The following is a 22,345-nucleotide window of genomic DNA, read 5'->3' as shown; positions in this document are numbered from 1 at the left end:
CCTGTTTTTTTGATTGCTTTCAGTGCGTGACGTGAAAAAAGCTATCTCGTCGCCAATGGTAAACAAAGCACACCGCGAGACTGAGCCCTCTTAGCGCCATAAAAGTAAGCATCGCTAACCACAGTGCATGATTGCCCCACCCTTGCGCTAACCACCATGCCGCAAAAAAACCTGCGGTGGCGACAAACATCCCATTGCGCATGTCTTTACCCCGCGTGGCACCAATAAAAATACCATCCAGCAAAAAGCACCACATCGATACCAAAGGCATGGCCACCAGCCAAGGTAAATAGCGTGCCGCTTGGTCACGCACCGCCTCGATATCGGAAATCAGCGCAATAATGTGATGGCCTGCCACGCCAAATGCCAGCGTGATCGCCAAGCAAATCACCAACGACCAAAAAGTGCTGCCTATGAGTGACACTAACAGCTCAGACTTGCTCTGCGCGCCAATCGCTCTACCAACCATCGCCTCCATCGCATAGGCAAAACCGTCCATCGCAAAGGAAATCAGCATCAGAAAGCTCATCAACACCGCATTGGCGGCCACAATCTCGTCACCAAGCGTAGCCCCTTGGAAGGTCATGAAGGTAAACGCCAACTGCAAGCTAAGGCTACGTAAAAAGATGTCTCGATTAAGCTTTAGCAAGCGGCTCATCCCAGTCAGCCCGCGCTCAAACACCGACCGAACGGTCGGTAACTGACGCGACTGCCAGATACCTTTGACAAAATAGAGCCCCAGGATGAGGCCGAGATAATCGGCAACCACACTCGCCGCTGCGGCCCCTTCAACTTTCATATCGAGGCCCACCACAAACAGCAGATCAAGGATAATATTGGCACTGTTAACCACAATCAGTAGCCACATCGGCTGGCGCGCATTTTGCGCACCCAGTAGCCAGCCCATGATCACCAAGTTCATCAAGGTCGCAGGTGCACTAAAGATCCGAATGGAGAAATACTGGCTCGCATAGTGTTTCACCTCAGCGCTGGCATCACTAAAGTGCATCACCCCCTCTAAAATAGGCACATGCAGTGCGATTAAGAGTACAGCCAGCAAGCCCGCTAAGGTCGCCCCACGCACAAAGGTCGCCGCCAGCTCACGGTTATCACTCGCGCCATAGGCTTGCGCGGTAAACCCGGTGGTCGCCATACGCAAAAAGCCCAACAGCCAAAAGGTGACATTTATCATGGTGCTGCCAACCGCCACACCACCTAAATACCATGCATGGTCTAAATGGCCGATCACCGCGGCATCCACTAACCCTAATAACGGAACGGTGATATTGGAGATCACCATAGGTAAAGCCAGCGATAAGACCCGCCAGTGAAGCTCACGCTGGGTTAAAGACTGCCACATACTTCCTCGATTTGAATTTTAAATGATCTGCACTGCGTTTGAGAGATAGTCTATTTTTGATAAAGAACACGATTGCATCGACGAGCGATAACATCCTTGGGTAGCCCTTATGGGTGCAGCAGTGTACCATTGCGACAATCTCATCGACGAGCGGCCATTGTATTGCGCCAGTGACACGACGTCAGTTGCACTGCGCCAGTTGCACTGCGCTAACTAGCGCTCATCACCTCTGTGAAAAAGGAAAGGTTATGCGTGTATTTTTTGCCTGTGTGTTGGTGGTATTGCTAGCGGGTTGCTCGAAAGTGACCAAGCAAAACTACGATCAGCTCGAAGTGGGCATGAGTTATGACGTGGTTGTGAGCCACATTGGCGAGCCTAGCCAATGCGACGACACCATGGGCTTGACTCACTGTGTATGGGGCGGCGATGGTAAACATATCAAAGTCTCGTTTGTCGCCGACAAAGCCACCGTGTTGTCGGCGCAAGGGCTAAAGTAGCCTCTCAATAGCGCAACGCGTGGTCGGCAAGCAGCACCACAAAGGTCGCGAAGATATGCCATATCGAGAACTTAAAGGTCTGCCACGCGATGCCTTTTTGCGACTGGGTTTTCAGTCGCCACGCATAGCCGACAAAGACCAGATTTAAGGTGGTCGCCCCCACCAGATACAGCCAACCACTCATCCCGGTCAGCCAAGGTAAAATGCCCACGATGACCAGCAGTAGGGTGTAAAGCAAGACCATGGTTTGGGTAAACCCTACCCCGTGAGTGACAGGCAGCATCGGTACATCGGCTTTGGCATAGTCATGGCGGCGATGTATTGCTAACGCCCAAAAGTGCGGCGGCGTCCAAGTAAAAATGATCATCACCAACAGCAGCGCGTGCGCGTGGATCTCTCCGGTCACCGCGGTCCAGCCAAGCAATGGCGGCATCGCACCGGCCAAACCGCCAATCACGATATTTTGCGGGGTCGCAGGTTTAAGCCACTGGGTATACACCAACGCATACCCGACCAGGCTGGCAAACGTTAACCAGGCGGTAAGCGGGTTCAACCACCAGCAAGCAATAAAACCGCTCACCATCAGCACCACGGCAAAGGCCAACGCGGCACCTTGACTGACTCGCCCCTCAGCAACGGGACGATGGCGGGTGCGCTGCATTTTCGTATCAATTTTCCAATCGATAACGTGATTAAACACCGCCGCCGCACTGGCTTGCGCACCAATGCCAAATAATCCCACCAGCACCGCCGACCAAGGTGGCCAACCTGGGGTTGCCAAACACATGCCCACCAACGCGGTGAGAAGCAACATGGCAACCACACGCGGTTTGGTCAGCTCGTAATAATCACGCCAATTGGCGCCAGCAGGTGTCGAAACACTAGCGGTACGTTGAAACTGTGCCATCACGGGCTCCTTGTCGGGTCGACGGAGAAAGACATAAAAATCGGGTGAGGAGTAATGTGGCCAACAGCGACAATCCACCGAGATTATGCGCCACCGCCACACTCAGCGGCAGTAGCGCGACCACATTGGTCACCCCCAGCGTAATTTGAATCGCCAACACACCACTCACCGTCATTGCCAGCGCGCGCGCCCCAACACGCCACAGCATCCATGCCCAAGCGAGCACTAATGCGGTAACCACCATGGCGCCAAGACGGTGGGTGGCATGGATGGTCACCCGCTCGGCATGGTTCAGCACGCCAAACTGATAGGTGTCGCTAAGCGGACTGACAGGGTGAAAGGCGGAAGGGGTGAAAAGCTGCCACCAAGGGCTTTCGCAGATAGGTAGCTGGGTGCACACAGTGGCGGCATAGTTGGCGGAGGTCCAACCGCCGAGCCCGATTTGAACAATCACCGCCACCAAAGCTAAAGTGCCCACTCGGCGCGCGGATGACGACATTGCAATCACCGGCAACCGGCATGCGCCTGTCGCCACCGTCAGCCAAACCAGCAAGCATACGGTAGTAAAACCACCGAGTAAGTGCGCCATCACCACCACCGGCATTAAACTTAGGGTCACCGTCCACATCCCTAGGGCCGCTTGCGCGATGACTACCACACTGAGCAAGGTAGTTAGAGCGCGGAACGCCCGATAGTCAGGACGTCGCCAGCTGATCCAGGCCAACGCAAAAATCGCCAGCCCGAGGGTGCCGGCCACGTAGCGGTGCAGCATTTCATTCCATGCTTTATTGATATCGATGGGCGCATCTGGGAAACGCGACATGGCGACCGATTGCGCGCTTTCACTGGCGGGCACGGCCAAATGGCCATAGCATCCGGGCCAGTCTGGACAGCCAAGCCCCGCTTCAGTGAGGCGGGTAAACGCGCCGAGGCCGACCACCAGCACAGCCAGTATCAGTGTCGATAAAACGGCGAGTTGGTAGCGACGCGTTGCCATAATCAGCCTACCTTTGACAATTTAAGGAGCCGTTTGAGGTCGCGTAACAAGCCTTTGCCTTGCGCGACCCACTTGGTTTTATCATCACTGACCGGATAGGCCAGCACCACATTATTCATCGGATCGCTAAGATAGATGGTATTTTTATCAAACGCTTGCTGCTGCCATGCCCGCGCTTGCTCTGTGGTCAGGGTTTGCCATGTCAGTACCTCCGGCGCTTTCGGGGCGGAGCTCGTCAGTGCCACGCTACTGACCCGATCGCGCTCTTTGCCGACCGCAATCGGAATTTGTGTTAACTGAAACAGCGCTTGCTCGCACACAGAGTCACATTGCTCTGGCACCCGATAAATCAACCGCCACTGGCCTTGCTCAGGTAACCAATTCAAGGTCGCCGGCTCAGTGAGAAACTGTCCGTAATTGGTGACCCCTTTTTCATACCAACTTTGCTCCAACACCAATTTCGCCACCACCACGGGCAGGACAAAGATGCCAATCAAAGCCACGAGCGTCATGCGTCCTTTCACACCGCTTCCCTCTGTTTAGTTTTGTACCACCAGATGCCCGCGCCAATACTGACCGCGAGCGCCATTAACGCCCACTGCAAGGCATAGCCATAATGTTTTACTGGCGGCATCACCACCGGCTGCCACACCGGTGTCACCCCCGCTTGCGCCAAGGCATCTGTGCTCGGCGTGGTCACATCCACCAGTTTTTCTGCCCGTATCAACCACTGCGCCTCCAGCGCGGGCATTTGAGCCTTAAGTGCTTGTAAGTCAATGCGCTGCACCCGAGCGGGCCACTTATGCGATGCCGTTTCTTTCTTGAGCACCACCCGCCTGGACGGTGTATCAATAAAGCCAGACAGCTGATAGCGCGACGCCAACGCGGGTACCGCCGGCAAGGCACGCACAGCAGGCGCGGCCACCCAACCCAATTCCACCAGCCACCATCGCGATGGCTGCTGGTTTGGAATGAAGGGAAGAAAAAGGCGATAGCCTACGCGACCTTGGTGGGTCTGATTATCGAGCCACACGGCAAACTCGGGGCGAAACTGGCCATCGATCGCCAGAAATTGCCCTTTTTGCACCGCGCTTGCGAGTGAACCTGGTGCTTGATTGGCCTCAAACTGTGCCAGATGTTGGGCTTTTTGCTCGCCACGCGTCCATTGCCAATGGCTTAACTTGACGAGCAGCAAGACCACAACCACAGTCAATATCAGAAACCCCATTCGCCGTCCTTGTTTCATGCTTACCTATTGCGCTAAGGAGCGCTTATGTTGGTCAAAGCCATTCTGATTTGTTTACTGATTTTTATTCTGTTTAATCTCTTCCGTGCCTTGCCCGTGCTACTAAAAGGCGATAGCGCTGTGCCTTTGTCACGTTATCTCGGTCGGCGTGTGCTGTTTTCCGTGGTTGTCTTCGTGTTATTGCTGATTGCGCTATCCATGGGCTGGATTGCCCCCAACCCGCGCCCTTACTGAGCTACAAGATATACACAAAGACAAACAGGCATAGCCAGACCACATCGACAAAGTGCCAATACCACGCACTGGCTTGAAAGCCAAAGTGATGTTCAGGGCTAAAATGCCCACGCATCACACGCAGCCACACCACCAACAGCATAATGGTACCCAAGGTCACGTGTAGGCCATGAAAGCCGGTTAATAAATAGAAGGTATTGCCATACACCCCGGAGTCGAGACGCAGATTCATTTCTTGATAGGCGTGCACATACTCTTCGCCTTGAAAGAACATAAACAGCGCCCCAAGCAGCACCGTTACCAGTAAAAAGCCTTTCAATCGCTCACGTTGATTTTTTTCAATCGCGGTATGGGCAATATGGAGCGTGACCGATGAGGTGAGTAGGATCAGCGTGTTAAGTAAGGGCAGTCCCATTGCCGGCATCGCAGTGGTTTCAACCCCTCCAGGCGTGAGGGTCAACGGCCACTGGGCGACAAAATCTGGCCACAGCACCGCCGCGGTCATCGCGTTATTGCTCGCACCACCCAGCCAAGGGACGGCGATAAAGCGGGCATAAAAGAGCGCGCCGAAGAAGGCACCAAAAAACATTACCTCAGAGAAAATAAACCAGCTCATTCCTTGGCGAAAAGAACGGTCCATTTGCGCTGAGTAAAGCCCTTGCATGGATTCGCGGATCACGTCGCGAAACCAGCCAGTGAGCATAATCAAAATAAGCACAGTGCCAGCCAGTAACAGCCAAGGACCGTTGCCACCAAATAAACCGCCCACCGTGGCACCTGCACCAGCGGCAATCAAAAACAGCGCCACCGCACCCACGATCGGCCAAATACTCGCGGCAGGGACATAATAACGTTCAGGCGTCGCCATGATCGCCTCCTTATTCCTTGGCGCTGGCAGTCACATCAAACAAAGTGTAAGCCAGCGTTAAGTGGTTAATATCGTCCGGCAACTCAGGATCCACGTAAAAGATCAGCGGTAAAGAGGCATCCTCGCCACGCGGCAATGGCTGACGGTTAAAACAAAAGCATTCAATTTTGTTTAAGTACTGTGCGGCTAAACCCGGCGAGACCGAAGGCACGGCTTGGCCAATGGTGTCATAGCGTGCGTTGTTCGTTGCGAGATAATTAATCGTGTGGGTCTCACCCGGGTGCACTTTCATCTGGTTGACTTGGGGCTCGAACGTCCAGCGCATCCCCGGGTTGATATAGGCGATAAACTCGATGGTCACCAAGCGGTCTTGGTCAATGCCCGCACTGGATGCGGCCGCCTCGTTATCGGTTTTGCCGTTGATCCCTGTCACCTCACAGAACACGTCATACAAAGGTACTAAGGCAAACGCAAAGCCAAACATGGCCACCGCTAACAACAATAATCGACGAGCGGAGCGGGTTGATTTAGTGACCATCTCGCACCTCCTTGAGATCAGGCGGTGTCTCAAAGGTGTGATACGGTGCGGGCGATGGCACGGTCCATTCTAGCCCTTCGGCGCCATCCCAAGGCTTGGCAGCCGCTGGGGCGCCACCACGCGCGCACTTAACCACGACGACCAAGAAGATGAGTTGCGATAAACCAAAGGCAAAGCCACCGATGCTGACAATGGCGTTTACGTCCGCAAACTGCAGGGCATAATCGGGGATCCGGCGCGGCATCCCCGCCAGCCCCAGAAAGTGCATGGGGAAGAAAAGCACATTGACCGAAATCACCGAACACCAGAAGTGCCACTTGGCCAAGGTTTCATTAAACATATGGCCCGTCCACTTAGGGAGCCAGTAGTAAGCCGCGGCCATAATCGAGAACACAGCGCCCGAAACCAGCACATAGTGGAAATGTGCGACCACAAAATAGGTGTCGTGATACTGAAAATCGACCGGGGTGATCGCCAGCATCAAGCCAGAAAAACCACCGATGGTGAACAGCACAATAAAGGCAATCGCAAACAACATAGGCACTTCAAAGGTCAAGGAACCCCGCCACATGGTGGCGACCCAGTTAAAGACCTTCACCCCAGTGGGCACAGAGATCAGCATGGTACAGAACATGAAAAATAATTCGGCAAACACCGGCATCCCGGTGGTGAACATATGGTGCGCCCATACTAAAAAGCTTAACCCCGCAATCGAGGCGGTGGCGTATACCATCGAGCTATAGCCGAACAGGCGCTTGCGCGAGAACGCAGGGACGATTGCCGAGATAATGCCAAAGCTTGGCAAAATCATGATGTAGACCTCGGGGTGACCAAAGAACCAGAAAATATGCTGGAACAAAACCGGGTCGCCGCCCCCCGCGGCATCAAAAAAGCTGGTACCAAAGTACTTATCGGTCAGCACCATGGTGGCGGCCCCTGCCAATACCGGCATCACCGCAATCAACAAAAAGGCCGTGATTAGCCAAGTCCAAACAAACAGCGGCATTTTCATGTAGGTCATGCCCGGCGCGCGCATATTGGTGATGGTGACAATCACATTGATAGCGCCCATGATCGAGCTTATCCCCATAATATGCAGGGCAAACACAAACAGGCCGGTACTGTCTGGGCTATAAGTGGTCGACAGCGGCGCGTAAAACGTCCAGCCAAAGTTAGGGCCGCCACCTTCCATAAACAAGGAGCCAATCAGCAGTAAGAACGCAAACGGCAGGATCCAAAAGCTCCAGTTATTCATCCGTGGCAGCGCCATGTCCGGAGCCCCTATCATCATTGGCACCATCCAGTTAGCCAAACCGGTAAACGCGGGCATCACCGCGCCAAACACCATGATCAGGCCGTGTACTGTGGTCATTTGGTTGAAAAAGTTAGGCTCAACCAGTTGCAGGCCGGGCTGGAAAAGCTCAGCGCGGATCACCATCGCCATCGCCCCACCCAGTAAAAACATGGTGAAGCTAAAAATCAGATACATGGAGCCAATATCTTTGTGGTTGGTGGTCAACACCCAACGCATGATCCCACGCGGTTTATGGTGATGATCGTCATGCAAGGTATCTGGGGTAGTATCTGTCATCACGCGCTCCTAAAGATCTTCACCTGACTTCACCGCGTTGATTTGCGCAGCTTGTACGGTATCACCGGTGTCATTGCCCCACGCATTGCGCTCGTAGGTCACCACCGCCGCCAATTCTTTGAGCGACAGTTGCGGACCAAACGCTTGCATGGCGGTGCCTGCCTTACCGTTGACGACGATATCGATATGGTCGACCAATCTATCCGGCTGAATGGCAATCTCAGCGCCGGCCAACGCAGGGAACACGCCCGGCATCCCTTGTCCTTCGCTTTGGTGACACATGCCACAGCGGCTGTCATACACCTGCTTGCCTAGCGCCATCAGCTCATCCATCGGCATTTCCATGTCCAGCAAGCGTTGCTCTTCTTCGCGCGCTTTCTGCTGCGCTAGGGCCGTTTTTTGCACCCAAGCATCAAATTCCTCTTGAGGCTTGGCGATCACCACAATCGGCATAAAGCCGTGGTCTTTACCGCACAGCTCTGCACATTGGCCGCGATAAATGCCGGGCTTATCAATTTTGGTCCACGCCTCATTGATAAAGCCGGGGTTAGCATCTTTTTTCACCGCAAAGGCAGGCACCCACCACGAATGAATCACATCTTGCGAAGTAATCAAAAAGCGCACCTTACGCCCAACTGGCAACACCAGCGGCTGGTCGACCTCGAGCAAATAGGTGTCCCGCTTTTGTCTCTCATTGCGGATTTGTTCAGGACTTGAGGCAAGCAGTGAAAAGAAGGCAACGTCATGGTCAAAATAGCGGTAATGCCACTTCCATTGTGATCCCGTTACCTGCACGGTGAGTTCCGGCTCGGTAGTGTCTTCCATATCGAGTAACACCTGGGTGGCCGGAATCGCCATGCCTACCAAAATTAAAAACGGCACGAGCGTCCACGCAATTTCTACCTTGGTACTTTCATGAAATGAGGCAGGCTTCGCGCCTTTGGATTTACGGTGACGGATGATGGCCCAAAACATCACCCCAAACACCAGTACGCCAATCGCGACACAGATGTAGAAAATGGTCATATGCAGGTCATACACCTGCTGGCTGATGGCCGTCACCCCTTGGGTGAGATTCCAGCCTTCGCGCTCTGTGGCTACTGCACCGCCACTGAACATTGTTAAACTCAGCGCTAGGATTCGTCTTTGGTGCCTCAGCACGGCTCCCTCCTGCCTCACGGCATCAATGCAAAGCCTTACTGCTTGTCGCCACTTATCAACGTCGTACGCTGTTATAGCGGTCAGAGTGGCGATATCAGCAAGCCGTCGTTAAGGAAAAACCTCGATACAGCTGGTCACAACCATTAACGTTTTATTTACATTCAATTTAGGAGAGGTTTGCCCAAAGGACAAAAAAACAGAGGGAAAAAGATTGTGATGCCAAGCACATACTGATGCTCAACACAGTAAGCAGGGGGCCGCCATGGCATCAGATTTCGATATGTAGCACCACCGGCGTAAAGCGAAGGCGATAGCGAGGCATCGCGGCCAGTGCACGCTGCCATAGACGCCACCGTGGGCACGGCTTATCGAGCGGAGACTTTTCTTCCACGCGACACGCCCAAGGTAACGCATTAATAATCGCCATTCTGGGGTCGGTGAACCCATGTTGATAGTGCTCACAGCCGAGTTTTTGACCCATTCGGGTATGACATTTATCCCCCGCTAAGACCAAGCAAGCCTCCAGTTGAGGAAAATAACGGCTAATGTGGTGGCAAAAGGCAGAAATTTCTTGGTTAGTGCACTCTAACAAGGCTTGATCGCAAATCAGCATGGTGGGATGACCTGCCGGCACCGCCAACTGCGCCAGCCAATCAAGCTGCTTGACCGAGCCTTGCACCATGCGAAAACGCTCACTGGTATGAAACAAGCGCTCTCGCCAGAGCAGGGTTTCGTCTACGTCCACTTCCAACCAGCGACAGCGGCCGTTATCTAGTCGATAAAAACGGGTATCGAGTCCGCCACCCACGTTAATAATCCACGCAGTGGGATGCTGGGCTAAGAATTGTTTTACAATCGCGTCACATTGACTGGTAAGCGTGGCATAAAGCAGCTGGGTTTGATCTAGGTTGTGCCAATCGCATTCAGGCTGCAACACGCACCCCTGGCAGGCAGCCGCCGCCATGGGATCATAGATCACGCCGTCGTCAGTCAGGCTCTCACGACTGCGCAGCCACATTGGCTTAAATAGCTTACTGGGAACAGAATGCTGTTGTGTACGCACGGACACCTCCACACACGATAATCACTGATGATAATAATTATCGTTTAACTGAGCAAGAATGCAAAGGTGTTTTTTTAACCGCGTTCCAATGGCGGACGCTATCGCCCGCCAAGGTCAAGATCACATCCAGTCGGTATTACGGATCACCCCCACAGCAACGCCTTCAATCGTCAGCGATTGTGCGGTCAAATCCACCGAAATTGGCATAAATTCATCGTTTTCAGCATGAAGTACCACTTGTGCGCCTTTCTTCTCAAGCCGTTTAACCGTCACATCATCATCGACACGGGCAACCACCACTTGGCCGTTATGCACATCTTGCGTTTTGTGGACGGCGAGCAAATCACCGTCGAGAATACCAATGTCTTTCATGCTCATGCCATTGACACGAAGTAGGAAGTCAGCATTGGGCTTGAACAGAGCAGGATCGACCTGATAGTGGCTTTCGACGTGCTCTTGCGCCAGCATCGGCTCACCGGCAGCAACACGCCCAATTAAGGGCAGCCCTTGCTCTTCCGGCGTCACCACCTCTTCTTCACTGATCAAACGAATACCACGTGATGCCCCTGGAATGATTTCCAACACACCTTTACGGGCCAAGGCTTTTAAATGCTCCTCTGCGGCATTCGCCGAGCGAAAACCCAATTGACGGGCGATTTCGGCACGGGTCGGGGGCATTCCTGTTTCTTCAATGTGGGCTTTAATCAAATCGAAGATTTGTTGCTGTCTCGCGGTTAACGGCTTCATGCTCTTACCTGTCTTTTTATACAGTTAACTGTGAGTATATCCAGTAAAATGCAGCTTGAAAAGCACTAATTAACGCCACGAGAAGCCGATCTCATTATCGCGAATATCGTCGATTACGCGCAGGCTAATGGCAAATCTCGACCTTTGTTTGCAAGTTCGCGGCACTTTTCTGCTATCCTTGGCGCGCATTTTGAATTTGAGGCACTGACAATCATGGCTCTCTGGCAAAAGATTTATTACAAGCTATTGAATTTGCCGCTTTCTGCCTGGGTAAACACCCAATGTATTCCCTCTGAACCGGTCGAACAGCTTAATCTGTCACTCGCACGCCCTATTGTGTATGTGTTGCCGTTTCAGTCTCACACCGATTTATTAACCTTACGGCGCACCTGCTTACGCCAGGGGTTGCCCGATCCGTTAACGCCCTTGACCATTGGCGATGTCACTTTGCCGCGCTACGTGTTTATTAGCCACGGACGCAAGGTGTTTTCTGGGGATGACGATCTGCCTGCGCGCTCGCTCGCGCATTTTAAAGACTTACTTCACTTACACCGCCAAGATAGCGAATTAGATATCCAGCTCGTCCCAGCCTCCGTGCTATGGCAGCGCGATCCGGGCAATGAGACCCAGCGTCACCAAGCGATTCTGCGGGCGATGAATGGCCCCGAGAAGCTGTGGACCATCCTCACCCGTGGCCGCGATGGCATGGTGCGACTTAGCCAAGCGGTATCGCTACGCTACATGGCCGATAAGCACGGCACCGACCAGGCTATCGCCCATAAACTGGCGCGCGTGGCGATGATCCATTTCTCACGCCAAAAGCTCGCCGCTTCAGGGCCGCGCTTGCCCAACCGTGGCTTACTGTTTAAGCGGCTGCTTGCGTCGAAAGCCATCGACAAGGTGGTGCACGATGAAGCGCAAACGCGCGATGTGTCAGTAGACAAAGTGCGCAAAGAAGCGGTCGATATGATGGAGGAGATCGCCGCCAACTTTTCCTATCGCTTGATCCGTTACAGTGACCGCATTCTTACTTGGCTGTGGAACAAGCTCTATCAAGGCATTCATGTCAACAACGCCGAGCGTGTGCGTCAACTCGCGCAAGATGGCCACGAGATTGTCTACGTGCCCTGCCACCGCTCGCACATGGATTACCTGCTACTTTCATACGTGTTATACAAAGAGGGCTTGGTGCCACCGCATATCGCCGCCGGTGTGAACCTCAACTTCTTCCCGGCCGGCCCCTTATTCCGCCGTGGTGGTGCCTTCTTTATTCGCCGCAGCTTTAAAGGCAATCGCCTGTATTCCACCGTATTCCGTGAGTATCTCGCAGAACTGTTTGCCCGTGGTTACTCGGTCGAGTACTTTGCCGAAGGCGGCCGTTCTCGTACAGGCCGCCTACTGCCAGCGAAAACCGGGATGCTCGCCATGACCCTACAGGCGATGCTTCGCGGCCAACAACGCCCTATTACCTTGGTGCCTGTCTATATCGGCTATGAGCACGTGATGGAGGTCAACACTTACGCCAAAGAGCTCCAAGGCCAGCGCAAAGAGAAAGAAAGCGTCGGCCAAGTATTAGGGATCGTGCGTAAGCTGCGTAACTACGGCTTGGGTTACGTGAACTTTGGTGAACCCATTGCGCTCAACCAACATCTCAATGAGCAAGTGCCTGACTGGCACGATTACATTAACCCGATGGAGCCGCAAAAACCGGCGTGGATGAATCCGGTCGTCAGTGATTTGGCGACCAAGGTAATGACCCATATCAACGATGCCGCCGCGACCAATGCTCTCAACTTGTGCGCCACCGCGTTGCTGGCCTCACGTCAGCGCGCCTTAAGCCGTGAAGCGCTCGAGGCCCAGTTAGGGGTGTATCAAGCCCTGCTGACACAGGCTCCCTACTCGGCGAGCAGCAGTGTGCCTCAAGATTCACCGGCGGATCTGGTCGATCACGCGTTATCACTCAACAAATTGGTGGTCGAAAAAGACACCATGGGTGAAGTCATTTCTCTGGATCGCCAGCAAGCGATCTTGATGACCTATTATCGCAACAATGTCATTCATCTGGTGGCGCTGCCGTCGCTGATCGCGCAAATATTGGTGACCCACAAATCGATTAGCCGATCCGGCTTGCGCGCCTGCGTGCAGCAATTGTACCCCTTGCTCAAAGCGGAACTCTTTATGAGCTTTGACCAAGCCGGCCTTGAAAGCTACTTCGAAGCCTTACTGCACGCAATGCACGACCAGTCGCTGCTGTGCTGTGACGATGGCAAAGTGACCATGAATAATGCCAAGCTCGGTGAGCTGCAATTACTCGGCCGCACCATTGCCGAAACGCTACAGCGCTACGCGATTACGCTCACCTTATTCAGCCACCAGCCGCATATTGATAAGCGTGATTTGGAAAAACACAGCCAGATGCTGGCGCAGCGACTTAGCCGTTTGCATGGGATCAACGCCCCTGAGTTCTTTGACAAGCGAGTGTTCACCATTTTTGTCGACACCTTGCGCGAGCAAGGCTATTTGGACGATGATGCCAAGGCCAATGCAGAGCGTATCGCCGCGCTCAACGATCTGGTATGTGAGTTGATTTCCCCCGAGGTGCAATTGACCATTCAAGCAGTGCTTAATCAGCCATTAGGAAAGTCATAACTTGAAGACACTTATCAATACTGTATGAGACGAATGAGAGGCATTGCCGCCTCTAGCCAATGATGACGTCCCCGGAGCCTGAGACCAATACGCCACCACAATTGAGCGCATCGCCAATACGGGCGGCGGGTTTACCATCAATCACTACTCCAGTTGAGCCCGCAGCAATCTGGCGACCATGAAAGCCATGTGGCGTTTTCGGGCACGGGCAGCCGTGTGGCGCCGCTGCATCCCCCACTCTTGCCGCCGGCTTGCCATTAATCATCACCCCAGCGCTGGCGCTGGTCACTGCGGTGGGCGGAAAGCACCCATGCCCACCAGCGGTATCGCCTAATCGTGCTGCGCCTGGCATAGCGCCTCCTTAACGTGCAATCACCATACGCCCATCAATGATGGAGAAATAAGGGGTTTGCGTATTGATTGTATTTTGTTCGATAGACAGTATTCTCAGTGGAGAGTGCCCTCGCTCATCCTCTAATTTGACCAGTCGTCCACCCATAACACTTATTACTGTGTATTCGTGCCATTCGCGTCTTGGTTGCACCTCAGCATCTTCAGCACGCTCGAACATATCTGGGAAGTCAATAACATCAAAAAACTCATCCGGCTCGGTCATATAGGCCTCCGCTTTCGCTTTCTCTCGATTCGAGAGTGACCACGCCATTTTTAACCCTTCAAAGTCACGCTTTTCGAGCAAGGTGATAAGGTGGCTGTAAGCGCGGTGCAGCATTTTCATATGACGCGGGTTGTTTTTATCAAACGGTGTCGCGTCCACCCAGCGCCAACGTGGCAGGGTTTTGATATGAATAGGGCGTGAAAACTCAGTCAAATAGCCACGCACACTACCATCCACATTCACCAGTGGTGACTGGTGATTGGCCGGATAGGTGGTAGAGTCTTTGATCGTCGGCTTACCGTCTTCTACGGTGACCGTCAAGTTGGAGATTTCTTTTTTAGTGCCGTCTGGAAAGACACCATAAAGGGTGACTTCACAGCTGTCATCGTCGCGATAAGTCAGATTATCGTCGTAAACGCCCGATGGCGCTACGGCAAGCTCTAACTGGTTTTCCCCCGGCTGTAAGTACGCGGTGGCGTTAAACCCCGAAGAGAAGGTGGCAGCGCTCGAGCTTAAGTTATCAATAGCCTCGATACCGTTGATTAGCCCACCACAAAACATAGTCTTTGAGCTGATATTGGCGGTGTACAACACAGGCGGATTCTCGCCCTCATTATCAATCTCGATATCAACGGTTGAAACCTGCTCTCTTGCTTGCATCATTTCTGCATCACTCCAACAGCCAGTCAGTAACAACAGGCAGAGTACAGCGGCTATCTTTTTCATCTCGACTCGCTTGTGTCTGATAATGAAGTAGTTAGAGGCATTGCCGCCCCTAGCCAATGATGACATCCCCGGAGCCTGATATCAGTACGCCACCACAGTTGAGCGCGTCGCCAATACGGGCGGCGGGTTTACCATCAATCATTACCCCAGTTGAGCCCGCGGCAATCTGGCGACCATGAGAGCCATGTGGGGTTTTCGGGCACGGGCAGCCGTGTGGCGCCGCTGCATCCCCCACTCTTGCCGCCGGTTTGCCATTAATCATCACTCCAGCGCTAGCGCTGGTCACTGCGGTGGGCGGAAAGCACCCATGTCCGCCGGCGGTATCGCCTAATCGTGCAGCCCCTGGCATAGCGCCTCCTTAACGTGCAATCACCATACGGCCATCAATGATGGAAAACAGCGGTAGAAAACTATTTATCCAGCCAGACTCTTGAGAGCTGATACGAAGTGGAGAATGCCCTCGTTGGTCTTCTAGCTTCACTAGCTTTCCGCCCATGTAGCTTTTCACTGTGTACTCATGCCACTCTCGTCGTGGAACAACCGCTGCGTCCTCTGCACGCTCAAAGTCACCAGGTATATCCATCACATCAAAAAACTCATCCGGCTCGGTCATATAGGCTTCGGCTTTTGCCTGCTCACGCCCCGCTAATGACCACGCCATTTTTAACCCTTCAAAGTCACGCTTTTCGAGCAAGGTAATAAGGTGACTGTAAGCACGGCGCAGCATTTTCATGTGCTTGGGGTTATCTTCATCGAACGGGGTGGCATCCACCCAGCGCCAACGCGGTAATGTTTTGATATGAATAGGACGAGAAAACTTAGTCACAGGGCCACGAACTGAGCCATCGACATTCACCAGTGGTGATTGGTGGTTGGCCGGATAGGTGGTGGACTCTTTAATCGTCGGTTTGCCGTCTTCTACCGTGGCCGTCAGGTTGGAAATCTCTTTTTTAGTACCATCCGGAAACGCGCCATACAGGGTGACCTGGCAGGTATCGTCCGCGCGATAAGTAAAATCGTCCTCGTACGCCCCCGAAGGTAAAACTCGCATGTTTATTTGATTTTCACCCGGCTGTAAGTAGGCGGTAGCGTTAAACCCCGAGGAGAAGGTGGCCGCGCTCGAGCCTAGGTTGTCTATGGCATCAATACCATTAACCAACCCATTGCAGTACATGGTCTGTGAGCTGATATTGGCGGTGTACAACACAGGCGGGTTCTCGCCTTCATTATCAATCTCGATATCAACAGTTGAAACCTGCTCTCTTGCTTGCATCATGTCTGAATCACTCCAGCAGCCAGTCAATAAAAACAGGCAGAGTACAGCAGCAATCTTTTTCATCTCGGCTCGCTTATGTCTGATAATGAAGTAGCTAGAGGCGTTGCCGCCCCTAGCCAATGATGACATCCCCGGAGCCTGATATCAGCACGCCACCACAATTAAGCGCGTCACCAATACGGGCGGCGGGTTTACCATCAATCACTACCCCGGTTGAGCCCGCGACAATCTGGCGACCATGAGAGCCATGTGGCGTTTTCGGGCACGGGCAGCCGTGTGGGGCGGCGGTATCCCCCACTCTTGCCGCCGGCTTGCCATTAATCATCACCCCAGCGCTGGCGCTGGTCACTGCGGTGGGCGGAAAACACCCATGTCCGCCAGCGGTATCGCCTAATCGTGCTGCCCCTGGCATAGCGCCTCCTTAGCGTGCAATGACCATACGGCCATCAATGATGGCGAAAAACGGATCCAGACTAGTAATTAAATCTAATTCATCCGAGCCATATCTGATTGGAGACATACCACGTTGATCCTCTAATCTGACTAAACGTCCATTCATAAGGCTCTTTAATGAGTATTCATGCCATTCGCGCCTTGGCTCTGCTTGGACATCAGAAGCCCGTTCAAAATCTCCAGGCAAATCCATTACATCAAAAAATTCATCAGGCTCGGTCATATAGGCTTCGGCTTTCGCTTTTTCTCGATTCGAGAGTGACCACGCCATTTTTAACCCTTCAAAGTCACGCTTTTCGAGTAAGGTGATAAGGTGGCTGTAAGCACGGCGCAACATTTTCATGTGCTTGGGGTTGTTTTCATCAAACGGTGTCGCGTCTACCCAGCGCCAACGCGGTAAGGTTTTGATATGAATAGGGCGTGAGAACATGGTTAAATGACCATCAAGCGTTCCATCCACATTCACCAGTGGTGACTGATGATTGGCCGGATAGGTGGTGGAGTCTTTAATCGTCGGTTTGCCGTCTTCTACGGTGGCCGTCAGGTTAGAAATCTCTTTTTTGGTGCCATCCGGAAAGGCGCCATACAGGGTGACCTGGCAGGTATCGTCCATACGATAGGTAAAGTCATCCTCGTACGCACCTGATGGCACCGTGCCGAGCTCTAACTGGTTTTCCCCCGGCTGTAAGTAAGCGGTGGCGTTAAACCCTGAAGAGAAGGTGGCAGCGCTCGAGCTTAAGTTATCAATAGCTTCGATACCGTTGGTTAACCCACCACAAAACATAGTCTGTGAGCTGATACTGGCGGTGTACAACACAGGCGGATTCTCGCCTTCATTATCAATCTCGATATCAACAGTTGAAACCTGCTCTCTCGCTTGTCTCATTTCTTTATCTCCAAAACATCCGGCTAATAAAATGACAGTTAAAATTAATGTTATGGCTCTCATGGTATCCTCTGCTAGTCGCCACCAAATAATGTGGTGCGGTATGGAGAGTCCTCCGTACTTAAGGGGTCAACCCACACCCACTCTTGTGTTTCTTCTTCACTTGTTTTTGCCTCACTATCGGCTCGCCAGCCGCCAAGGCCGCCTTGGTTGTTTGAACTCTTCTCGTTGGGGTTTTTCGTGCTAAACGTGACCTTCATTTTGACATAAGCCTTAATGCCTTCATGGCAGAAGATAAGCTCGGTTTTACCCTCTCCGCCTTTAAGTACACACTTGGCATTGGCGACAATACCGCCTGTCAATTCAAACAGCCCCTCTAATACCCAGACGTTAACGCCACTTCGTATCCCTATCTCGGTGGTCATTGTGACAGCCTGCTCGGCATCAAAGGCATACGTCGGCGACTTATTAGGCACACATTCAATGCTGCCCTCGGTTTTGATGCTGGTGGCGGCCATGACAAAAAACTCAGCGCCAAAGTAGGCGCCTTGCTGACCGGCTTTCACCTTGTCTTCCAGCTTTTTCGCCTCTTCGCGCAGCTTTTGCACCAGGTTTTTGATTTTAAAATACGCGGCTGCCGCGAGTATCACATCCAAGGTGATTGAAAAGTCAAATAAGGGGTCGAGACCCAATGTGGTTTTACCCATGGTAATGAGCTGGCCTTTATCACTGAGTGTGGTGGTTTTACTGCCCCCCAATTTGAGCACCGGCGGTTTAAACTCCCAAGTCACCAGCTTAATGTCTTCTTCGCCCGTGTCTCGATACATGCCTGACTTGATCATACCGACGGTATCGATAATGCTGGAGATGAGTTTTAATTGGTCACGTATATTTTCAAACTCATCTTGCACGTCACGCGTATGTAAGTAGTTGCTATTTTCGTACGTTAACCCCGTGCCAAATTTCGTTTCCGTGCTGCCTTCTTTGATCGAGAGGCTGCCCTCCAGCGAAAACTTCTCTTTGATTTCACTCTTGGGGATCTCGGTGCGGTGATGCGCTTCCGCGCCGCCGTTTCTAAGATATTCCTCGTACCGCGCGGTGCGCTCGTCATAACGCTCTTCATCCGATTTTTCTTCTGTCTCTTTTTTGTAGGACAGCGTCAGTTCACTTTTTAGTACGACTTTGGGGTAAACCTTAAAAGACAGGCTGTCATTCGACAGTACGCCGACGACCGCTTTGGCAATGCTACCAATCAAGGGTATATCATAGATAAGGTGGGTTTCTTCTTGTGGCTGGCCATCACATTGCGTCACGCATATCTGATAGGTTTTATAAGGCAACGCATCTTGGGTGTCTTCCGCCAACATCAGCATGAAGGCATCCCACAACCCAAAGGCGCCCGTCTGTGGGGAGCGCACAGTAATGCCACTGTTCTGCCCAACCGATAAATCTTTCGCAAAGTTTTCATTATCAGTCACATAGCCGTTCGGGCAGGTCGGTTTTGCGTCTTGGCAACTCCCTTCAAGGGTAATGTCAACCTCTGCGCCCTCGCCTTCATCAATCACAGCAACAGGCTCGCCTATCACTTCGCCACCACGATATTGTTGTGTGCTATCGCCTGCGGTCACCGCATAACCAATCAGGCAAGGCTCGGTGCGATTGCAATGACACGCCTCGCCGGGGGGATGATTACAGCTCATGTTGGCCTCCTAATTTGGCTACCAATGTTTTCACGCGGTAGCTGCCAGGTAGTTGGGAATGAGAGAGCTCGGCATGCCATGCGGCGGGCAAGGCCTCCCAATCGGAAACATTGTGTGAGACACACAAGGACGCGATGGTTTTGATATCGGTCACGACGGTGACGCCCCATTTCGTTAATTGCGTCACTAGGGTATCGGCGAATACGCCTCTGTCTGGGTCACCGTCTGAGGCAGGTGTGGGTAGCGCCTGTAATATCTCTTGCACATCTTGCTTGAGGTTAACCATGCACTGGTCGAGTACCGCTTGATATTGCGTGTCAGATAAGACCAATTCGGTCAGCGGGCGATGTACTTTAATGGGCGTGAGCGCCATTTCACGCGCCTGTGGGTACCCGGTTTGTATCGCTGTCATGGGACCAAACACATAGTACTGTTGCGGTACCTTGCAGACATCTAACAGCGCCCAGATGATACGCGGATCGTAGTAGCGACAGAAAATGGGGGCCGGATTGCCTTCTTTGTACACCGAGAGCAAGGCTCTTAGGTGGTTGAGCACAACCTTCGCTGGTTGCTCGGTGGTAAAGATAAATCCCCACGGCTCACGGCGCGCTTGCAGGTCATCCTCAAGCGCAGGAGGAAGCTCGACCAAATAAGGGGCAACCTGGGCAAAGGCGTCATCCACCGGAGGCTGAAAAACACACCATGACGCGGCCTCATGGTCGTCGGCTAAGGAGAGGATGTGAGGCACCACCGCACGGTCTACCACTGCATACCGGTATTCGCTCATGGCTTAGCCCTCACTTGGCGGACAATTCGCAACAAACGCACTGCCTTCTGCGGCCGCGGCGCTGAGGGTAGCCGGACTGGAAGGCAGAGGGATCCCGCCTGGTGAGCCGCCTGACTTGATCAGGATTTTGGCCCCATCAATGGCCACACCGCTGCTATCAATCACCACAAAACTGCCGCCCACTTGCAGGGTGATTTTAGCGCCGCTTTTAATGGTGATGTCGCCGTCGGCATTAAAGCCAATCGCACTCGCGACTTTGGCCGCCCAGTCGCCATCGACTTTTTGGTGCTTATCGCCGTTGACCTCGCTCACATGACTCCCTTTCGTGGCATGCGATTGTGACCCTTCTACGGTTAACGTGCGATCGTTGGCGACCACGTGGTTTTCATCATGACCAATGTCGAGCTTGTGATCATAATTAACACGGATCTGCTGTGAGTTGCCGACATCGACTTGATTGTCTTTTTGTGCTTTTAGGTACACACGCTCACTGTCGGCTTGGTCTTCAAAACTGAGCTCGTTGTAGCCTTCGCCTTGATGGCTGTCACTGCGCCATACCGTTTTGGTTTTAAACTCAGGGAGTGGATACGGTGGCGTGTTGGTGGCGTGGTAGGTACGCCCGGTAATAATGGGCTGGTCAGGGTCGCCATTTAAAAAAGATACAATCACTTCATGGCCAATACGCGGGATGGCCATAAAGCCGTACTGCGCCCCGGCCCAGCCTTGCGACACGCGCACCCAGCACGAGCTATGTTCATCTCTTTCTGACTCTCTGTCCCAGGGGAAATGTACCTTCACTCGACCATGTTCATCACAGAAGATTTCTTCACCTTCAGGGCCCACGACCGTGGCCATCATTGGTCCATCCACCTGGGGTTTAGGCTGTGGCGTCGCCCGCCAAGGCGTGGCGGCAGGCACGACTTTAAATTGGTTAGAGTAGGTGGTTTGCCCTGTGCTGCCGGCCTCTTCTAGCGCCTGGGATTGCTCCCCCTTATGCGTGATAGAGACCACCAACCAATCGGCGTTCATCTCATCGGCTAAATGCTCACTGAGTGTGAACTTAGTACCTGCACGCAGCAACGGTTGATTGCTTTGCCCGGTAGCCAGGCGCGCATCACGGCGTAGATAATCGAGCCTTGCTTGGCTAAAGGCGCGACCGTTGGCATCATCTTTATAACGGCCTGGCGCATCAAAGTGTTGATAAGTCTGCCGCTGGTAAGCCATATCATCACCGACCTGTTGTTGCATAAAGCTATAGGCAGGCTTTTTGAAGCTATAGTCTTTAAGATACACATCAGAGACCGCGGTTTGAGTTTGCTTGGAGAAAGACCAGATATAAGGCGTATCGGCTTCACCACCCGCGGTGCTGTTATAAATGATCGGGGCTTCGAGGGCGGTCAGTGCGCTGTTGTCATCACAAAAGATGAGCATGTGCTTGTCTTGGCTATGCTCAAAGTAGTAAACCAAGCCCTCTTCGGCGGCAAGACGCTCAATAAACGCTAAATCCGTCTCACGATACTGGACACAGAACTCACGCTCTTCAAGCTTGCGAGACAGGGAGAACTGGTGGTCTTCCACCCCCATTTCCAGCAGCAGCTCAGCAATAATGTCTTGCACCGTCTTATGCTGAAAAATACGGCTGTTATGACGAAGTGCAAGTCGCTCGAGGGCTGGGACCAAGGTGAGCGAGTAAAAGGTATGGTGGTGACCAATATCGCCTTGAGTGAAGCGCTTGACAACACCATGAAAGCGCTGCGCCACCTCACCATTGCGGTACATAGTGAGTACTGCCGTTGCATCAATCACTTGCTCCGGTTTTAGGTCGGTATGTCGGCTTGCCAGCTCAATATCGTAGCGAAAGCCGTGGCACCCTCCATCAACGCGGCTATCATCAGAGAGGACTTCTTGGCCCTCAAACCCTCTCACGACAAAGCATTCATCCGCTAGGCCTTTAATACTGAATGTATAATGAAGTGTTGCCATCACTTACCTTCCTTTCTGTCGAAACAAGTCGATACGCTCAATGCGCACATGGCTGAACGC

Annotated in this window: 23 protein-coding genes; 3 read left to right on the top strand and 20 right to left on the bottom strand. The window is 52.8% G+C overall.

The features are described 5' to 3' along the window. Nucleotides 1-19 precede the first annotated feature (19 nt). On the bottom strand, nt 20-1,360 hold the full coding sequence (gene dinF / locus BZG73_RS01645; RefSeq protein WP_077667404.1) for an MATE family efflux transporter DinF: 1,341 nt from the start codon (nt 1,358-1,360) through the stop codon (nt 20-22). A gap of 248 nt (nt 1,361-1,608) precedes the next feature. Between dinF and BZG73_RS01640 the strand changes: the two genes are divergently transcribed. Then, a complete protein-coding gene (locus BZG73_RS01640; RefSeq protein WP_046074648.1) occupies nt 1,609-1,857 on the top strand; it encodes a lipoprotein in 249 nt (82 codons plus the stop codon). A gap of 4 nt (nt 1,858-1,861) precedes the next feature. On the opposite strand, the gene cyoE is transcribed toward BZG73_RS01640, so the two are convergent. From cyoE to BZG73_RS01620, 4 genes are read right to left on the bottom strand one after another with little or no spacing between them, the layout of a single operon-like run. Beyond that, on the bottom strand, nt 1,862-2,764 hold the full coding sequence (gene cyoE, locus BZG73_RS01635; RefSeq protein ID WP_077578183.1) for a heme o synthase: 903 nt from the start codon (nt 2,762-2,764) through the stop codon (nt 1,862-1,864). After that, nucleotides 2,739-3,761 (bottom strand): COX15/CtaA family protein, encoded by a 1,023-nt coding sequence (locus tag BZG73_RS01630; protein WP_077667403.1) that lies wholly within the window; start codon nt 3,759-3,761, stop codon nt 2,739-2,741. The genes cyoE and BZG73_RS01630 overlap by 26 nt, the downstream gene beginning before the upstream one ends. Before the next feature lie 2 nt (nt 3,762-3,763). Then, nucleotides 3,764-4,285, bottom strand: a complete 522-nt coding sequence (locus BZG73_RS01625; RefSeq protein WP_046074645.1) for a hypothetical protein — start codon at nt 4,283-4,285, stop codon at nt 3,764-3,766. After that, nucleotides 4,282-4,989: an SURF1 family protein gene (locus tag BZG73_RS01620; RefSeq protein ID WP_158075258.1), complete on the bottom strand. Its 708-nt coding sequence runs from the start codon at nt 4,987-4,989 to the stop codon at nt 4,282-4,284. Before BZG73_RS01620 ends, BZG73_RS01625 begins: the two co-directional genes overlap by 4 nt. 45 nt (nt 4,990-5,034) lie before the next feature. Between BZG73_RS01620 and BZG73_RS01615 the strand changes: the two genes are divergently transcribed. Beyond that, nucleotides 5,035-5,241, top strand: a complete 207-nt coding sequence (locus tag BZG73_RS01615) for a DUF2909 family protein (protein WP_074213800.1) — start codon at nt 5,035-5,037, stop codon at nt 5,239-5,241. Between the two features lies 1 nt (nt 5,242). Here the strand turns inward: BZG73_RS01615 and BZG73_RS01610 are convergent, their stop codons facing one another. From BZG73_RS01610 to lexA, 6 genes are all read right to left on the bottom strand, one after another. Then, nucleotides 5,243-6,109, bottom strand: coding sequence for a cytochrome c oxidase subunit 3 (locus tag BZG73_RS01610; RefSeq protein ID WP_077667402.1), 867 nt, complete (start codon nt 6,107-6,109; stop codon nt 5,243-5,245). A gap of 10 nt (nt 6,110-6,119) precedes the next feature. Then, entirely contained in the window at nt 6,120-6,647 is a 528-nt protein-coding gene (locus BZG73_RS01605) for a cytochrome c oxidase assembly protein (RefSeq protein ID WP_077606765.1), read from the bottom strand. After that, a complete protein-coding gene (gene ctaD, locus BZG73_RS01600; RefSeq protein ID WP_077578180.1) occupies nt 6,637-8,238 on the bottom strand; it encodes a cytochrome c oxidase subunit I in 1,602 nt (533 codons plus the stop codon). Before ctaD ends, BZG73_RS01605 begins: the two co-directional genes overlap by 11 nt. A 9-nt stretch (nt 8,239-8,247) precedes the next feature. Further along, on the bottom strand, nt 8,248-9,357 hold the full coding sequence (gene coxB / locus BZG73_RS01595) for a cytochrome c oxidase subunit II (protein WP_077667401.1): 1,110 nt from the start codon (nt 9,355-9,357) through the stop codon (nt 8,248-8,250). Between the two features lie 310 nt (nt 9,358-9,667). Beyond that, nucleotides 9,668-10,462 carry a class I SAM-dependent methyltransferase gene (locus BZG73_RS01590; RefSeq protein ID WP_327294138.1) on the bottom strand — a complete coding sequence of 265 codons (795 nt, stop codon included), beginning with the start codon at nt 10,460-10,462 and terminating at the stop codon, nt 9,668-9,670. A gap of 120 nt (nt 10,463-10,582) precedes the next feature. Then, entirely contained in the window at nt 10,583-11,209 is a 627-nt protein-coding gene (lexA, locus tag BZG73_RS01585; RefSeq protein ID WP_046074639.1) for a transcriptional repressor LexA, read from the bottom strand. Nucleotides 11,210-11,422: 213 nt separating this feature from the next. On the opposite strand from lexA, the gene plsB reads away from it, so the two are divergent. Further along, on the top strand, nt 11,423-13,858 hold the full coding sequence (gene plsB, locus BZG73_RS01580; protein WP_077667400.1) for a glycerol-3-phosphate 1-O-acyltransferase PlsB: 2,436 nt from the start codon (nt 11,423-11,425) through the stop codon (nt 13,856-13,858). 52 nt (nt 13,859-13,910) lie between these two features. Here the strand turns inward: plsB and BZG73_RS01575 are convergent, their stop codons facing one another. The 9 genes from BZG73_RS01575 to BZG73_RS01535 form a co-directional block, all read right to left on the bottom strand. Further along, nucleotides 13,911-14,210 (bottom strand): PAAR domain-containing protein, encoded by a 300-nt coding sequence (locus BZG73_RS01575; RefSeq protein ID WP_077667399.1) that lies wholly within the window; start codon nt 14,208-14,210, stop codon nt 13,911-13,913. 9 nt (nt 14,211-14,219) lie between these two features. Then, nucleotides 14,220-15,008 (bottom strand): glycosyl hydrolase family 26, encoded by a 789-nt coding sequence (locus tag BZG73_RS01570; RefSeq protein WP_077667473.1) that lies wholly within the window; start codon nt 15,006-15,008, stop codon nt 14,220-14,222. 241 nt (nt 15,009-15,249) lie between these two features. Then, nucleotides 15,250-15,549: a PAAR domain-containing protein gene (locus BZG73_RS01565; protein ID WP_077667398.1), complete on the bottom strand. Its 300-nt coding sequence runs from the start codon at nt 15,547-15,549 to the stop codon at nt 15,250-15,252. 9 nt (nt 15,550-15,558) lie between these two features. After that, a complete protein-coding gene (locus BZG73_RS01560) occupies nt 15,559-16,347 on the bottom strand; it encodes a glycosyl hydrolase family 26 (RefSeq protein WP_077667472.1) in 789 nt (262 codons plus the stop codon). A 241-nt stretch (nt 16,348-16,588) separates the two neighbouring features. After that, nucleotides 16,589-16,888: a PAAR domain-containing protein gene (locus tag BZG73_RS01555; protein ID WP_077667397.1), complete on the bottom strand. Its 300-nt coding sequence runs from the start codon at nt 16,886-16,888 to the stop codon at nt 16,589-16,591. A 9-nt stretch (nt 16,889-16,897) separates the two neighbouring features. After that, nucleotides 16,898-17,686: a glycosyl hydrolase family 26 gene (locus BZG73_RS01550; RefSeq protein ID WP_077667471.1), complete on the bottom strand. Its 789-nt coding sequence runs from the start codon at nt 17,684-17,686 to the stop codon at nt 16,898-16,900. A 203-nt stretch (nt 17,687-17,889) separates the two neighbouring features. Beyond that, the gene (locus BZG73_RS01545) at nt 17,890-19,515 is read right to left on the bottom strand and encodes a hypothetical protein (protein ID WP_077667396.1); all 1,626 of its coding nucleotides are present in this window, start codon (nt 19,513-19,515) and stop codon (nt 17,890-17,892) included. Then, complete coding sequence (locus BZG73_RS01540) at nt 19,505-20,302, bottom strand: DUF4123 domain-containing protein (RefSeq protein WP_077667395.1); 798 nt, start codon at nt 20,300-20,302, stop codon at nt 19,505-19,507. The genes BZG73_RS01545 and BZG73_RS01540 overlap by 11 nt, the downstream gene beginning before the upstream one ends. A gap of 3 nt (nt 20,303-20,305) precedes the next feature. Then, nucleotides 20,306-22,285, bottom strand: a complete 1,980-nt coding sequence (locus BZG73_RS01535; protein WP_077667394.1) for a type VI secretion system Vgr family protein — start codon at nt 22,283-22,285, stop codon at nt 20,306-20,308. Nucleotides 22,286-22,345 lie beyond the last annotated feature (60 nt).

It is taken from the genome of Salinivibrio siamensis, from assembly GCF_001996005.1.
GTDB classification, from domain to species: domain Bacteria; phylum Pseudomonadota; class Gammaproteobacteria; order Enterobacterales; family Vibrionaceae; genus Salinivibrio; species Salinivibrio siamensis.
Note: the sequence above shows the minus strand (reverse complement) of the source record. Positions and strands in the feature narration are given on the sequence as shown.